Annotated in this window: 16 protein-coding genes; 8 read left to right on the top strand and 8 right to left on the bottom strand. The window is 44.7% G+C overall.

The window, feature by feature from the left end:
- Nucleotides 1-21 precede the first annotated feature (21 nt).
- From aceE to ampD, 3 genes are all read right to left on the bottom strand, one after another.
- Entirely contained in the window at nucleotides 22-2685 is a 2664-nt protein-coding gene (aceE, locus tag AC3CHU_RS02635) for a pyruvate dehydrogenase (acetyl-transferring), homodimeric type (RefSeq protein WP_488525022.1), read from the bottom strand.
- 62 nt (nucleotides 2686-2747) lie between these two features.
- Entirely contained in the window at nucleotides 2748-3509 is a 762-nt protein-coding gene (gene pdhR / locus AC3CHU_RS02630) for a pyruvate dehydrogenase complex transcriptional repressor PdhR (RefSeq protein ID WP_017629813.1), read from the bottom strand.
- A 480-nt stretch (nucleotides 3510-3989) separates the two neighbouring features.
- On the bottom strand, nucleotides 3990-4538 hold the full coding sequence (ampD, locus tag AC3CHU_RS02625) for a 1,6-anhydro-N-acetylmuramyl-L-alanine amidase AmpD (RefSeq protein ID WP_488525021.1): 549 nt from the start codon (nucleotides 4536-4538) through the stop codon (nucleotides 3990-3992).
- A gap of 135 nt (nucleotides 4539-4673) precedes the next feature.
- On the opposite strand from ampD, the gene nadC reads away from it, so the two are divergent.
- The 8 genes from nadC (at nucleotide 4674) to yacG (ending at nucleotide 11741) form a co-directional block, all read left to right on the top strand.
- Nucleotides 4674-5564 (top strand): carboxylating nicotinate-nucleotide diphosphorylase, encoded by an 891-nt coding sequence (nadC, locus tag AC3CHU_RS02620; protein ID WP_017079961.1) that lies wholly within the window; start codon nucleotides 4674-4676, stop codon nucleotides 5562-5564.
- 253 nt (nucleotides 5565-5817) lie between these two features.
- Nucleotides 5818-6210 (top strand): pilin, encoded by a 393-nt coding sequence (locus AC3CHU_RS02615; RefSeq protein ID WP_488525020.1) that lies wholly within the window; start codon nucleotides 5818-5820, stop codon nucleotides 6208-6210.
- Nucleotides 6211-7896, top strand: a complete 1686-nt coding sequence (pilB, locus tag AC3CHU_RS02610) for a type IV-A pilus assembly ATPase PilB (RefSeq protein ID WP_488525019.1) — start codon at nucleotides 6211-6213, stop codon at nucleotides 7894-7896. It abuts the gene before it with no gap.
- A 15-nt stretch (nucleotides 7897-7911) separates the two neighbouring features.
- Nucleotides 7912-9141: a type II secretion system F family protein gene (locus AC3CHU_RS02605; protein ID WP_488525018.1), complete on the top strand. Its 1230-nt coding sequence runs from the start codon at nucleotides 7912-7914 to the stop codon at nucleotides 9139-9141.
- A gap of 67 nt (nucleotides 9142-9208) precedes the next feature.
- On the top strand, nucleotides 9209-10078 hold the full coding sequence (locus tag AC3CHU_RS02600; protein WP_004735439.1) for a prepilin peptidase: 870 nt from the start codon (nucleotides 9209-9211) through the stop codon (nucleotides 10076-10078).
- A gap of 2 nt (nucleotides 10079-10080) precedes the next feature.
- A complete protein-coding gene (coaE, locus tag AC3CHU_RS02595) occupies nucleotides 10081-10695 on the top strand; it encodes a dephospho-CoA kinase (protein ID WP_488525017.1) in 615 nt (204 codons plus the stop codon).
- A gap of 26 nt (nucleotides 10696-10721) precedes the next feature.
- A complete protein-coding gene (gene zapD / locus AC3CHU_RS02590) occupies nucleotides 10722-11462 on the top strand; it encodes a cell division protein ZapD (RefSeq protein ID WP_017088714.1) in 741 nt (246 codons plus the stop codon).
- An 81-nt stretch (nucleotides 11463-11543) separates the two neighbouring features.
- Nucleotides 11544-11741 carry a DNA gyrase inhibitor YacG gene (gene yacG, locus AC3CHU_RS02585; protein WP_004735515.1) on the top strand — a complete coding sequence of 66 codons (198 nt, stop codon included), beginning with the start codon at nucleotides 11544-11546 and terminating at the stop codon, nucleotides 11739-11741.
- A 361-nt stretch (nucleotides 11742-12102) separates the two neighbouring features.
- On the opposite strand, the gene rplS is transcribed toward yacG, so the two are convergent.
- The 5 genes from rplS to ffh all read right to left on the bottom strand — a co-directional run bounded on the left by rplS (nucleotide 12103) and on the right by ffh (nucleotide 15717).
- Nucleotides 12103-12456: a 50S ribosomal protein L19 gene (gene rplS / locus AC3CHU_RS02580; RefSeq protein WP_004735514.1), complete on the bottom strand. Its 354-nt coding sequence runs from the start codon at nucleotides 12454-12456 to the stop codon at nucleotides 12103-12105.
- Between the two features lie 59 nt (nucleotides 12457-12515).
- Nucleotides 12516-13256: a tRNA (guanosine(37)-N1)-methyltransferase TrmD gene (gene trmD / locus AC3CHU_RS02575; RefSeq protein WP_004735512.1), complete on the bottom strand. Its 741-nt coding sequence runs from the start codon at nucleotides 13254-13256 to the stop codon at nucleotides 12516-12518.
- Nucleotides 13257-13282: 26 nt separating this feature from the next.
- Nucleotides 13283-13837: a ribosome maturation factor RimM gene (gene rimM / locus AC3CHU_RS02570; protein ID WP_004735510.1), complete on the bottom strand. Its 555-nt coding sequence runs from the start codon at nucleotides 13835-13837 to the stop codon at nucleotides 13283-13285.
- 24 nt (nucleotides 13838-13861) lie between these two features.
- On the bottom strand, nucleotides 13862-14110 hold the full coding sequence (gene rpsP / locus AC3CHU_RS02565; RefSeq protein ID WP_004735508.1) for a 30S ribosomal protein S16: 249 nt from the start codon (nucleotides 14108-14110) through the stop codon (nucleotides 13862-13864).
- Between the two features lie 212 nt (nucleotides 14111-14322).
- Nucleotides 14323-15717 (bottom strand): signal recognition particle protein, encoded by a 1395-nt coding sequence (gene ffh, locus AC3CHU_RS02560; RefSeq protein ID WP_004735506.1) that lies wholly within the window; start codon nucleotides 15715-15717, stop codon nucleotides 14323-14325.
- Nucleotides 15718-15786: the final 69 nt, after the last annotated feature.

The following is a 15786-nucleotide window of genomic DNA, read 5'->3' as shown; positions in this document are numbered from 1 at the left end:
TTACCTACCTTAATGCCAGTCTTATGCGTATTGCGGGTTAGTTTTTTCAGTGTCGATATCGAACTTAGCAATTGCTTCAGCAACTACTGATTTCTCGATATCACCACGTTTAGCCAGTTCAGTTAGAGCTGCAACTACGATGTAGCCAGCGTTAACTTCGAAGTGACGACGTAGGTTTGCACGGCTGTCAGAACGGCCGAAACCATCTGTACCAAGTACTTTGTAAGACTCAGTTGGCATGTACGCACGTACTTGCTCAGCGTAGTTCTTCATGTAGTCAGTCACTGCGATTGCAGGTTCTTTACCAAGAACAGTCGTGATGTACGGTACTTTCTCTTCAGCTTCTGGGTGAAGCATGTTGTCACGCTCTACCGCTTGGCCGTCACGAGTTAGTTCGTTGAACGACGTTACAGAGAATACGTCAGATGCTACGCCGTACTCTTCGCTTAGAATTTCAGCCGCTTTACGCGCTTCGTTCATGATAGTACCAGAGCTCATTAGTTGAACTTTGCCCTTAGCACCAGCGTGAGATTCAAGCTTGTAGATACCCTTACGAATGCCTTCTTCAGCGCCTTCTGGCATTGCTGGCATTGCGTAGTTCTCGTTCATTACTGTTAGGTAGTAGTAAACGTTCTCTTGATTCTCACCGTACATGCGACGGATACCGTCTTGCATGATAACCGCTAGCTCGTAAGCAAACGTTGGGTCGTAAGAGATACAGTTAGGGATCGTGTTCGCTTGAATGTGCGAGTGACCATCTTCGTGCTGTAGACCTTCACCATTCAGTGTTGTACGACCTGCAGTAGCACCTAGTAGGAAGCCACGAGCTTGTTGGTCGCCTGCTAACCAAGCCATGTCGCCAATACGTTGGAAACCGAACATTGAGTAGTAGATGTAGAACGGGATCATCGGTAGATCGTTTGTGCTGTATGAAGTTGCAGCAGCAACCCATGAAGCCATAGAACCTAGTTCGTTGATACCTTCTTGAAGAACTTGACCAGACGTTGCTTCTTTGTAGTAAGAAACGATGCCTTTGTCTTCAGGTGTGTATTCTTGACCGTGTGGGTTGTAGATACCAACCTGACGGAATAGACCTTCCATACCGAATGTACGAGCTTCATCACAGATGATAGGAACAATGTTCTTACCAATGTTCTTATCTTTAAGAAGGATGTTTAGCGTACGTACATAAGCCATAGTTGTAGAGATATCACGCTTCTGTTCACCTAGTAGAGGTGCGAATGCGTCTAGCTCAGGAACCTTGAACTCTTGAGTAAACTTAGGAAGACGAGCAGGCGTGTAACCGTGTAGAGCGTTACGACGAGCGTGCATGTATTCGTACTCAGGCGTACCTTCTTCTAGTTTCAGGTAAGGAAGCTCTGTGATTTTCTCATCAGAAAGAATGTCTTCTAGGCCTAGACGATCACGTAGGTGTTGAACATGAGTCATGTCCATTTTCTTAACACCGTGTGCAATGTTCTTACCTTCAGCTGCATCACCCATGCCGTAACCTTTAACAGTCTTAGCTAGGATTACCGTTGGCTTACCGTTTGTCTCTTTTGCATTGTTGAATGCAGCAAACAGTTTAGAAGAATCGTGACCACCACGCTTAAGAGCGAAGATTTCGTCATCAGTCATGTCTGCAACTAGTGCAGCTGTTTCTGGGTACTTACCAAAGAAGTGCTCACGTACGTATGCGCCATCTTTAGATTTGAATGTCTGGTAGTCACCATCGATAGTTTCATTCATCAGTTGAAGAAGCTTACCTGTCGTGTCTTTAGCCAGTAGTGAATCCCAGTTGCTACCCCAGATAACTTTAACAACGTTCCAACCTGCACCTTTAAATAGGCCTTCAAGTTCTTGGATGATGCTACCGTTACCCATTACAGGGCCGTCTAGACGCTGTAGGTTACAGTTGATTAGGAAACATAGGTTGTCTAGCTTCTCACGCGCAGCGAAAGAGATAGCACCACGTGATTCTGGCTCATCCATCTCACCGTCACCTAGGAACGCGTATACGCGTTGCGCTGAAGTTTCTTTCAGGCCACGGCCGTCAAGGTACTTAAGGAAGCGCGCTTGGTAGATCGCAGAGATCGGACCAAGACCCATAGATACAGTAGGGAACTGCCAGAACTCAGGCATCAGTTTCGGGTGCGGGTAAGAAGGGATACCTTTACCATCAACTTCTTGACGGAAGTTATCTAGCTGTTCTTCAGTTAGACGACCTTCAACGAATGCACGAGAGTAGATACCTGGAGAGATGTGACCTTGGTAGTAAACTAGATCGCCACCGTCCGTCTCATTTGGAGCACGGAAGAAGTGGTTGAAACATACTTCGTAGAACGCTGCAGCTGACTGGTAAGAAGCCATGTGACCACCAAGGTCTAGGTCTTTCTTAGAAGCACGCAATACAATCATGATTGCGTTCCAGCGAATAATCGAACGAATACGACGCTCAAGAGTTACGTCACCAGGGTAAGCTGGCTCTTGTGCTGCTGGAATTGTGTTGATGTAGTTTGTGTTGATGCCTGTAGCCATATCAACACCATCTAAACGCGCTTTATCTAGAACTTGTTCTAGTAAATACTGTGCACGTTCTACACCTTCTTCACGTACTACTGACTCAAGAGCTTCTAACCAATCTTGAGTTTCCAGAGCATCAACGTCATGCTTCATGTCAGACATGGCGATCTATCCTTTTTGTTAGTTGGATTCTACTAAACACGTAAAAAGCCGAAGTATTACGGCTATTTACCCTGTTGAATTCGACGTAAAGAACGTTCGCGGCGCGATTCTTCTTTGGTCAAATCCAGCAATGTTTCTTCGATGTAAGCTAAATGAGAATGTGACATTTCACGTGCCTGTTCTGGCTGCCCTGAAACGATCGCATCTACAATGTTAGCTCGATGTATACTCACTTTCTCCACAACGTCTTTACGACGATGCAACAGCTTTAAATTTTCTAAGACGTTTTGTTCGAGTAACGGAGCCAAACTACGAACAATGTGCAATAACACCACATTGTGCGCTGCCTCTGTTAAAGCAATAAGAAAAGCCATCACCGCTGCAGATTCGGCTTCAATATCACCTTTATCTTGCGCACCATGAATCTTATCTTGGCATGCTTGAATTCGAGCAAAGTCTTCATCAGTACCACGCAATGCCGCGAAGTAAGCCGAAATCCCTTCCATCGCATGACGCGATTCCAACAAGTCTAGTTGGGTTTCAGAATGGGACGACAACAAATTAAGCAAAGGATCTGAAAAGCTTTTCCAGATATTTTCGCTAACAAACGTACCTCCACCTTGACGGCGAGTAAGCAAGCGTTTTGCTTCTAAACGTTGTATCGCTTCTCGGATTGAAGGACGAGACACATCGAACTGTTTCGCTAGTTCGCGCTCAGGCGGCAACTGCTGCCCTGGAGCCAGTGTTCCTTCCACTATCAACCTTTCTAACTCTTGTTCGATAACGTCCGAGAGTTTTGGCTGACGAATCCTTTGATAAGCCATAGTTTGTTGTTCTTCTTTTTCTTCGCTGACAATTGGTAATACCAATTTTAAGTTGGGCAGAAATTAACATAATTAAAACGCCACTGTCCAGTGCAAAATTGACCTGCATCATAGAACACAGCATGAATTAACCATGATTTAACAAATGAAATTTAAAACAGCAACTAAATTGGTCTTACCATTTACAGGGGTAATACTTTTGGGGAGGTTTCGTGCTAGAAAGTTTCAGGATAAAAATGAATTGTTTCAGAAAGATTAGTGCCACTTGTTTAAAAATCAAACCAAGCGCACATTTAGGATGGAAATTCTGTTCATAAGTTTTAATAAATTAGCGTTTGATAAGCTCGTCACACTCTCGATTTATTGATGCTCTCCTCTCCACCACTTTCTTTACATAGCAACAACAAAAATTCACAAGTCATTATGCCAGGCGTTGATTATTCAACGCCTAACAGCAGTAAGGCTATCTAAAGTTGAGGCTTAGCCCTTGAGCTTTTCTTTAAATTTCTGCCAGTCGAAAACCAAGCCAGGATCGGTTTTGCGCAGAGGCGCAATATATTGGTGGCCTGTGATTCGTTCAGTGGTAATTTGAGGGAAGCTCGATACCAGTGTTTCCGTTAATTGGGTAAGCGCATGATACTGCTGCTCGGTGTAAGCCACAAAGTCACTACCTTCCAGTTCAATACCAATCGAGTAATCATTACACCTTTCACGGCCGGCAAAGCTGGACTGGCCAGCGTGCCAAGCTCTATCAAGGAACGAAACAAACTGCACCACCTCACCATCACGACGAATCAAGCAGTGTGCAGAAACACCCATTTGGTGAATCACTTGAAAAAACGGGTGTTCTTCTGGGTCAAGTTTGCCCGTAAAAAACTGTTCGATGTAAGGCCCACCAAATTGCCCCGGAGGTAAACTAATGTTGTGAACCACCAGCAGAGAGATATCGTCGACGCTAGGTCTAACATCAAAATACGGGGAAGGAACATGCCGAGCGTTGTCATACCATCCGTTGAAGCTGATCGTCATCTTGGTCTCACTTTCTTTTCTGCTAGCACAATAAGATTGTGACCTTACCCATAGAGCAGTCACGCTAGCCTCTTTAATTTGAAGTTAAGCAAGAGTATCATTCCATTCCCACTCCCTTTCAAGATTAGATTTGCGATGAAAAACACACATAACAGCCACCAACGCCTTGACTACTTAAAAGAGCAACTGCCTCTAGAGATCACTCGCTCAGTGGCTGAGACCATCAAAGAAGATCTAGGCGGAACGTTAGATCCAGCGGCTGATATTACGGCAAGTCTAATCCCAGCAGACGCAATCAATAGCGCTACCATCATTACCCGTGAACACGGTGTGTTCTGTGGTAAAGCTTGGGCTGATGAAGTGTTTAAGCAATTGGGCGGTGAAGTGACTATCGAGTGGAACGTAGAAGATGGCGACAAGGTTGAACCAAACCAAACGCTTTGTAGCTTGACTGGCCCAGCACGTGCGCTATTAACCGGTGAGCGTAATGCAATGAACTTCATTCAAACGCTATCTGGCTGTGCGACAACAACAGCGATCTACGCAGACAAAGTTAAGCACACAGAATGCCGCCTGTTAGACACTCGCAAAACAATTCCTGGCCTTCGCAGCGCACTAAAATACGCTGTCGCTTGTGGTGGCGGTTTCAACCACCGTATTGGCGTTTTCGATGCTTACCTAATCAAAGAAAACCACATCATCGCCTGTGGTGGCATTGAGAAAGCTATCTCGACAGCAAAAGAACTTAACCCAGGTAAACCTGTGGAAGTTGAAACGGAAAGCCTAGCAGAGCTAGAGCAAGCGATCAGCGCTGGCGCAGACATCATCATGCTAGACAACTTCACCACAGACATGATGCGTGAAGCCGTGAAAATCAACGCTGGCCGCGCAGCATTAGAGAACTCAGGCAATGTAACATTAGACACTATCGCAGAGTTCGCTGAAACAGGTGTTGATTACATCTCGGTAGGTGCACTGACTAAGCATCTAAAAGCAATGGACCTATCAATGAGATTCAAAGCGTAATTTACTGAATAGTAAATAATTTCTATAAAGGCACTGTTGAAGACGGTGCCTTTTTTATTGCTTGAATTATCAGTATTTCAAAGACTTATTTAAGTTGATCGCATAAATTTGCTTTCTATATGAAACACTACACTAATAAATACCAAACCACTCGCGACCACACCTAAACACAATTCCACTTCCCCATCTTGACTTCTATTCTCTCAATCAACCAGTGCCTGCACTGAAACAAACTAAAGAATGGAATTAGACAATGAAGAACAAAAGAACGAACCAGAAAGGCTTTACGCTGATTGAATTAATGATTGTGGTGGCTGTGATAGGGGTACTTTCAGCTATTGCCATACCAAAGTACCAAGAATACGTTGAAAAAGGCGCTCTAGCTTCCGCCTTAGCAACCGCTACCGCTTTAAAAACAAATTATGAAAATTACTTAGCTGTAAGTGGTGCTGAACCTACTAGCTCAGCTGCAATTGGGGCAACAGACTTTAGTTTAGGTACGATTAATGTAACTTCTGGTGGGATTAATATTGCAATCACAAATGGTGGGGGGAAAGGCAGCTCTATTTTATTGTCTAGAAGTGACGACAGTTGGACTTGTAGTGTTAGTTCTGCACGAAACATTCTCCTTAACGGCTGCCCTTAAGTGCTAACCAACCTCCCAACCGTTCTTCGTCAGGCAGACTTACTTAGCCTGACTCAAGAGCAAGCCGTGGCGGAACATGTACAAGCTTCAGGTATTTCGACACCTGAAGCTTTGCTCGTTCTTGATTTCTTCAGCGGCGATTCCTTAGCAAATAATATAAAAACCATCTTCGGTTTACCGTTAGTACAACTTGCCAATACTGACTACGAAACCTTATGTGATCAATTAGGGCTTCGTGAGCTGATCACCAAATATCACGCGATCCCGGTTTCAGTCTCTAGTTCGACTCTCACACTCGCCTCTGCTGACCCAACAGATTTACAAGCAGAAGATGACTTTCGCTTCGCGACCGGATTACAGATCGAACTCGTTGTTGCTAACTATTCTGAATTAGAGGGTGCAATACGTAAGCTGTACGGCCGCTCGATTTCCGGGCAGGACTCCAAACGCAAAGAGATCACTCAAGATGAACTGGCTAACCTCGTTGAAGTCTCCGACGATGAGATGACTTCAATTGAAGATCTCAGCCAAGACGACTCCCCTGTCAGTCGTTTTATCAATCAGATACTGGTCGATGCGGTGCGCAAAGGCGCATCAGATATCCATTTTGAGCCTTACGAAGAACACTACCGTGTACGCCTGCGTTGCGATGGCATCCTTGTTGAAATACAACAGCCCGCTTCCCATTTAAGTCGCCGTTTATCTGCTCGCCTTAAAATACTCGCCAAGCTTGATATTGCCGAACGACGTCTGCCGCAAGATGGACGCATAAAACTGCGCCTGAATGACGACCTAGCGATTGATATGCGCGTCTCAACGTTGCCAACATTGTGGGGTGAGAAAATTGTACTGAGGCTACTCGATAGCAGCGCAGCTAATCTCGATATCGACAAGCTCGGTTACAGCGACGATCAAAAAGCCCTCTACCTGAATGCACTAAAACGTCCGCAAGGAATGATCTTAATGACCGGGCCAACCGGCAGTGGAAAAACCGTCTCGCTTTATACCGGCCTTCGAGTATTGAACACTACGGAACGCAACATCTCAACAGCTGAAGACCCGGTGGAGATTAATCTGTGTGGTATCAACCAAGTGCAAGTGACACCTAAGATCGGCTTTGGATTTGCTGAAGCGCTGCGATCATTTTTACGACAAGACCCCGACGTGGTGATGGTCGGTGAGATCCGAGATTTAGAAACCGCAGAGATCGCGATCAAAGCATCGCAAACAGGTCACTTGGTACTATCTACGTTGCACACCAACTCTGCGGCAGAAACCGTCACTCGACTCGCTCATATGGGTATTGAACCCTTTAACCTCGCTTCATCACTGAGTTTGATTATTGCCCAACGCTTGGCAAGACGGCTGTGTAACCACTGCAAAGAAAATGACGACTCACCAGACATATTTCTGCGTCACTCAATTCCTAACACCCAAACCATCTACAAAGCCAATCCTCAAGGGTGCAATGAGTGTAACCAAGGATACTCAGGTCGAGTGGGGATCTATGAAGTAATGCCTTTTACCGACAAACTCAAAAGCAGCCTTATCAGCAAACCCAATGCGCTAGCGATCGAAGATCTCGCGCGTCGAGAAGGCATGAGAACTCTGCAAGAGTCAGGTCTGGATAAATTGCTTGAAGGCACCACCAGCTATCAAGAACTGCAACGTGTTCTGTACATATAAGCCAATGGAGCACCAATGAGTAGCAAGTCCAAACAATCACAACTAAAAAGCTATCACTGGAAAGGCATTAATAGCTCAGGCAAGAAAGTGTCAGGGCAGACCTTAGCGCTAACCGAATTGGAAGTACGAGAAAAGCTCAAAGAGCAGCATATTCAGATTAAGAAAATCAAAAAGAAAAGTATTTCAGCAGTCACTCGTTTAACCCATAGAGTCAAAGCCAAAGACATCACTATTTTGACTAGGCAGCTCGCTACCATGCTGGCTACGGGTGTCCCTATCGTGCAAGCCATCAAGTTGGTCTCAGACAATCACCGCAAAGCTGAAATGAAATCGATTTTATCGCACATCTGCAAAGGCGTAGAAGCCGGAACGCCAATCTCAAAAGCGATGCGAACCGCAAGCCGTCACTTTGATGACCTCTATACTGATTTAGTTGCCACGGGTGAGCTCTCCGGCAACCTCGCACAAGTCTTCGAACGCTTGGCGACCTATCGTGAAAAGAGTGAGCAACTAAAATCCAAGGTTATAAAAGCTCTCATCTACCCAGCAATGGTTGTAGCGGTCGCCCTTACCGTTTCCTACTTAATGCTGACCATGGTCATTCCTGAATTTGAATCGATGTTTTCTGGTTTCGGAGCAGACTTACCTTGGTTCACCCAGCAAGTGCTTTATCTTTCCCATTGGATGCAGGCTTATAGTTTCTATAGTGCCATCGGTATTGGTTTATTAATTCTGTCTTTTCAGCAACTGCGTCAGCGATCCTACTCGATTCGACTTTCAACCAGTCGTCTTGGCTTACGCTTTCCTATCTTGGGTGCTGTTATCACAAAGGCATCGATTGCAAAGTTCAGCCGAACACTTTCAACCAGTTTCAGTTCTGGGATTCCCATCTTAACCAGCCTTAAAACAACGGCTAAAACCGCAGGCAACCTGCATTATCAATCGGCCATCATCGAGGTTCACCGTGAAACTGCCGCAGGCATGCCGATGTACATTGCAATGCGCAATACCAATGCCTTCCCAGAGATGGTTTTACAGATGGTGATGATAGGTGAAGAGTCAGGGAATCTTGATGATATGCTCAATAAAGTCGCTTCCATTTACGAGTTCGAAGTAGACAACACCGTCGATAACCTAGGTAAAATTCTAGAGCCACTGATCATCGTATTTTTAGGCACCGTAGTTGGCGGACTTGTTGTCGCGATGTACTTACCGATCTTTAATCTTATGAGTGTGTTAGGATAGTTAAAAGCAACTAAACACCCATGAGCAGCCAACCTCTGCTCACCTTGATTAAGTGGTAAAGGACACTATGGAAGTATTTCACTACTATCCTTGGCTATTCCCCGTATTAGCTTTCATTTTTAGCCTTCTTATCGGCAGCTTCCTCAACGTAGTCATCCACCGTTTACCGATAATGATGGAACGAGAGTGGCAACAAGAGTGCTCGGAGTATTTCTCTCAATATAAAATTCCAGCACCAGAGGGAAAGTTCAATCTCAGTATCCCTCGTTCTACCTGCCCGAAATGTAAAACCCAATTAAGAATCATCGACAATATTCCAGTATTAAGTTGGTTGTTCTTAAAGGGCAAGTGCCATAGCTGTGCTAACCCAATCAGCGCTCGTTATCCATTGGTCGAACTGCTTACGGCGATACTTTGTACCGTAGTCGCGAGCCACTTTGGTTTCAGTTACTACGCCATCGCTCTGATTTTTTTCACGTTTGCATTGATTACCGCAACCTTTATCGATCTCGATACTATGCTGCTGCCAGATCAAATTACCTTACCTTTAGTTTGGTCTGGTATCGCGTTAGCTCTGTTTAATATCAGCCCAGTATCGCTTCAAGATTCTGTGATTGGCGCAATGGCAGGCTACCTAGCACTTTGGTCGGTTTATTGGCTGTTCAAGCTGTTAACAGGCAAGGAAGGCATGGGTTACGGTGATTTCAAGTTACTAGCTGCGCTTGGCGCCTGGCTTGGTTGGCAACATCTCCCAATGATCATTCTTCTATCCTCACTTGTCGGTTTAGTTTTCGGCTTGATTCAACTTCGCTTGAAACAGCAAGGCATAGATAAAGCCTTTCCCTTTGGACCTTACCTTGCGATTGCGGGTTGGGTGAGTTTGATGTGGGGCAACGACATCATGGGCTGGTATTTCACTTCTGTACTAGGAATTTAACCATGGCAATCATTATCGGATTAAGCGGTGGTATCGCCAGTGGAAAAACCACCGTTGCTAACCTCTTCAATGAGCATTTTAATATTGATATTGTCGATGCTGATATCGTTGCACGCGAAGTCGTTGCAGTGGGCAGTGACGGCTTAAAGCAGATTACCGACCATTTTGGTGAGGCTATCTTACTTGAAGATGGAGCACTCAACCGAAGTAAGCTGCGTGAGTTAATCTTCTCGGATCCCATAGAGAAACAATGGCTCAATGACCTGCTTCATCCCATGATCCGTAACAAAATTGACAGTGACCTGTCTAAAGTCACATCCCCTTATGGTTTATTAGTCGCACCGCTATTGGTTGAAAACCAAATGCAAGGTATGGCCGATCGCGTATTAATCGTTGATGTGCCAACAGAAGTGCAAATAGAGCGTACGATGAGTCGTGATAATGTTTCTAGGGAACAAGTTGCATCAATTTTAAAATCACAGGCTTCAAGAGAACAACGCTTAGCAGTTGCAGATGACGTGATTAAAAACCATACTAAAAACCAAGAACTTTTGCCTCAAATCACAGATTTACATCAAAAGTATCTGGCAATCAGTACTGTAGATGGGTCAGAATAGAATAATGTTGAATGAAGGTTTGCTCGATGATCACCCACAAATTTGAACATCCTCTAAATGAGAAAACACGCATCTACTTAAGAGTTGAATCACTCTTGAGGCAGCTGCACTTGTCTTCTACATTTTCCGATGCTCAACAGTATCAACTTTTTTTCCGTTCCATCTTTGATCTGGTTGAAATCTTCGAACAGATCCAACTCAAGAGTGAACTCGCAAAAGATATTGAGAAGCAGCGTGTAACCTACAAAAGCTGGTTAGATGTTGAAGGTGTTGATCAAGAGATGCTGACTTCACTACTCAACGATATTAGTAACATCTATCGTGAACTGATGCAGGCGGAGCGTTTTGGGCAGTCACTTAAAGAAGACCGCTTCTTGAGTGCCATACGTCAACGCTTTAATTTGCCAGGTGGCTCATGCTGCTTTGATTTACCCGCACTGCATTATTGGTTGCATCTTCCTCTCGATAAGAGAATGCGAGATGCCAAAGCTTGGATGGATAGCCTACAGCCTCTGTATGAAGCGCTAACGCTATGGTTAAAGCTCACCAGAGAGACTGGTCACTTTAAAGAGCAAATTGCTCGCGCTGGCTTCTTCCAGAGCGATGCTGATGAAGCGAATATCCTTCGCCTTTCTATTCCAATGCAATACGGTGCTTACCCGATGATCTCCGGGCATAAAAACCGTTTTGCCGTTAAGTTCATGAGCTTTGAAACAGGACAAGCCTGTACTCAAGACATCGAATTTGAATTGGCTGTCTGCAGCTAATTAATTTCCTTTTATAGTTTGGCTTGAGCCTTCACTCGAGCCTAAACTCTTTCTTACAATACCCTCTAATTAAGAATCACTATGTCGAAAAAAATCACCATCGTTAAATGCCCTCAATGTAATGCCGACGTTGAATGGGGCGAACAAAGCCCACACCGCCCGTTTTGCAGTAAGCAATGTCAGATGATTGATTTCGGTGAATGGGCAGACGAAGAGAACAGCATTGCTGGCGCACCAGACATGTCAGATAGCGATGGTTGGTCGGAAGATCCGCACTAAGCGAGTAACGAGTAACGAGTAACGAGTAACGAGTAACGAGTAACGAGTAACGAGTAACGAGTAACGAGTAACGAGTAACGAGTAACGAGTAACGAGTAACGAGTAACGAGTAAATTTTGAAGGGTTGGCGTTTAACGTCAATCCTTTTTTATTGCCTATAGCATGGTACGAATAGAGATTCCCTACTCCTTCCTTCGTCAGTCTAGGGAATGACAGTTAAATGTGAGTTTCGTTTAAGTCCGTCATCCCCAAGAGCGAGGAACGAGCGAATTGAGGCTCTCTTACCTACTCAGATCTAAATAGCAGACACAAAAAAGCGGAGCCAAATGGCTCCGCTTTTATCGATAGAATGCAAAAAGAATTACTTCTTAGTAAGCTTCTCTTTAATACGAGCTGACTTACCAGAACGCTCACGTAGGTAGTACAACTTGGCACGACGTACTGCACCACGGCGTTTAACTTCGATGCTATCAACCATTGGAGAGTGAGTTTGGAACGCACGCTCTACGCCTTCACCGTTCGAAATCTTACGAACTGTGAATGCAGAGTGTAGACCACGGTTACGAATAGCGATTACAACGCCTTCGAAAGCCTGTAGACGCTCACGGTCACCTTCTTTTACCTTAACCTGAACTACAACAGTGTCACCTGGTGCGAATTTAGGAAGGTCTGATTTTAGTTGCTCTTCTTCAAGAGCCTTGATGATGTTGCTCATTTGTATAAATTCCTAGAATAAACTGATACTAAATTTAATAGGTTACTGCTTGCTTTTCTTTAAGAGCGTTGCTCTTTAATGAATTCAGCCAGTAATTGTTCCTGTTCGTCAGTCAGAGCTAGGTTTTCCAGGAGCTCTGGTCTTCTTAGCCAAGTTCGGCCCAACGATTGTTTTAATCGCCAGCGACGAATGTCCTTATGGTTTCCAGACTTGAGTACCGATGGCACATCTTTATCGTCTAGCACCTCAGGGCGCGTATAATGGGGACAATCTAGCAAACCATTTGCAAAAGAATCTTCTTCTGCTGAAGCGAAATCTCCAAGTACACCCGGAACAAACCGAGAGACTGAATCAATCAACGTCATGGCTGGCAGTTCGCCACCCGTCATCACAAAATCGCCAATCGACCATTCTTCGTCGACTTCAGATTGAATAATGCGCTCATCTACCCCTTCATAGCGGCCACAAATAAGAAGCAAGTTCTCGTTTGTTGCCAACTCTTCAACACCTTTCTGGTCGAGTTTACGACCTTGAGGTGAAAGATAGATTACTTTCGTCTTTCCCGGTGCTGCTTGCTTGGCAGTTTGGATAGCATCGCGCAAAGGCTGAACCATCATTAACATGCCAGGACCACCACCGTAAGGTCTATCATCAACAGTGCGATGTTTATCATGAGTGAAATCGCGAGGATTCCATGTCTCAATAGATAAAAGACCTTTTTTAACCGCTTGACCTGTTACTCCAAAATCAGTAACAGAACGGAACATTTCAGGAAACAGGCTAATAATGCCAACCCACATGTGTTCTCTCGCTCTGTAATTTGGAGTTAGAATCCAGGATCCCAGTCAACTTCGATCCGGCGAGCTTCGCGATCAACTTTCTTGATCACTTGCTCTTCAAGGTACGGTACTAACCGTTCCTTTTGGCCAAAAGCATCTTTAAGATTTGCTTTAATTACTAGAACATCGTTCGAGCCAGTTTCTAATAGGTCAGTGACCTCACCAAGGTCGTAACCTTTAGTGGTAAAAACTTGCATACCGAACAATTCGCGCCAGTAGAATTCATCTTCTGACAATTCAGGTAACGAAGCAGGGTCAATAGCAATTTCAAAGTTAGTCATCAGTTGCGCGTCTTCACGAACATCTAATCCCGCTAGCTTACATACATAACCTTGGCCATGACGTTTCCAGCTCTCAACTTTGTACTCAACCCACTTACCCTTTTGGTTTAAATACCAAGGGCTGTAATCAAATATGCTTTCAGCATTGTCTGTGTAGGAGAACACTTTAAGCCAGCCACGAATACCATAGGTAGACCCAAGTTTACCCATGACAATTCTATTATTTTGCTCGCTCATCGTTTCTTTACCCTTCATCGACATAAGCTATTTCTCTTTAAAAAAGAATTAAGCCGCTTTTTGAGCGTCTTTAACTAGCTTAGCTACACGATCAGATAGAGATGCGCCTTGACCAACCCAGTGGTTAACACGATCTAGGTCTAGACGTAGACCTTCTTCTTGACCTTGAGCAGTAGGGTTAAAGAAACCTACTTTCTCGATGAAACGGCCAGTTACAGAGTTACGGCTATCCGCAACTACGATTTGATAAAATGGGCGCTTCTTTGCACCGTGACGTGCCAAACGAATGGTTACCATGTCGTCCTCTTTGCTTTCTTAATAAAATAATTAACCCCAAGTATAAGTAAATAGCTTGGGGTCTCGTGCCAAATTAAAGCCCCGGAATTTTACTCTTATTCCGGTGCAATGCAAGGGCTTTAGCTATTTTTTCACCAACATAGCAACCGGACACTTTCTGTGACACGGCTAACACTATGAAAAGTAACGTAGCTAAAGCTTACATTTGTAGTTTATCGACCAAACGGGTTAAAACCACCACCCATTCCGCCCATACCTCCACCGCCGCCCATCATGCCTTGCATGTTGCGCATCATGCCTTTCATTCCACCTTTCTGCATTTTCTTCATCATCTTCTGCATTTGAGTGAACTGTTTAAGCATACGGTTTACATCTTGTACCTGCGTACCAGAACCTGCAGCAATACGCTTTTTGCGTGAGCCTTTGATTAGGTCTGGACGCTGGCGTTCTTTCATTGTCATAGAGTTGATGATCGCTTCCATTTGCTTGAACATCTTGTCATCAACTTTATCTTTAACGTTGTCTGGTAGCTGAGACATACCTGGAAGCTTATCCATCATGCCCATCATGCCGCCCATGTTTTTCATCTGACCAAGCTGCTCACGGAAGTCTTCAAGGTCAAAGCCTTTCTTCTCTTTGAACTTCTTAGCCAGTTTCTCTGCTTTCTCGGTATCAACGTTTTTCTGTAGATCTTCAATAAGAGACAGTACGTCGCCCATACCTAAGATACGAGAAGCAACACGATCTGGGTGGAATGGTTCTAGTGCGTCAGTCTTTTCACCAACACCTAAGAATTTAATCGGCTTGCCAGTGATATGACGAACAGACAGTGCAGCACCACCTCGAGCATCACCATCAACTTTCGTCAAGATAACACCGGTTAGTGGTAGCGTATCACCAAAAGCTTTTGCAGTGTTCGCAGCATCTTGACCAGTCATTGCATCAACAACGAACAGAGTCTCTACTGGTTTAATTGCAGTATGAAGCTCTTTGATCTCGCCCATCATCTCTTCATCGATAGCCAAACGACCAGCAGTATCGACAATTAGCACGTCGTAGAATTTCTTCTTCGCATGGTCGATTGCAGCGTTTGCAATATCAAGAGGCTTTTGATCAGCTGAAGATGGGAAGAAGTCGACGCCAACATCGCTTGCTAACGTTTCAAGCTGTTTGATCGCCGCTGGACGGTAAACGTCGGCAGACACAACCAAAACTTTCTTCTTGTCACGCTCAGTCAGGAGCTTAGATAGCTTACCTACCGATGTGGTTTTACCCGCACCTTGTAGACCTGCCATTAAAATAACGGCTGGCGGCTGTGCTGCTAGGTCAAGAGCCTCGTTAGACTCACCCATCACCGCTTCAAGTTCAGCTTGAACGATCTTAATGAATTCTTGACCAGGTGTTAGAGATTTAGAAACCTCAACACCCACAGCGCCTTCTTTTACGCGCTTAACAAAATCGCGGACAACGGGCAGTGCAACGTCGGCTTCAAGTAGCGCCATACGTACTTCACGCAGCGTCTCTTTTATATTGTCTTCGGTCAGACGACCTTTACCGCTGATGTTCTTCAGCGTTTTGGATAGACGATCCGTTAAATTATCAAACATAGTTTTCTCTTCGCTCAAAACTGCGACTATTACTGTGAGTATACATTAGCGCGGATTAGAGTCATACCC

Source organism: Vibrio sp. QJM3NY_39 (assembly GCF_057785895.1).
The sequence above is the reverse complement of the archived record's forward strand: the minus strand, read 5'-3'. Positions and strand labels throughout refer to the sequence as shown.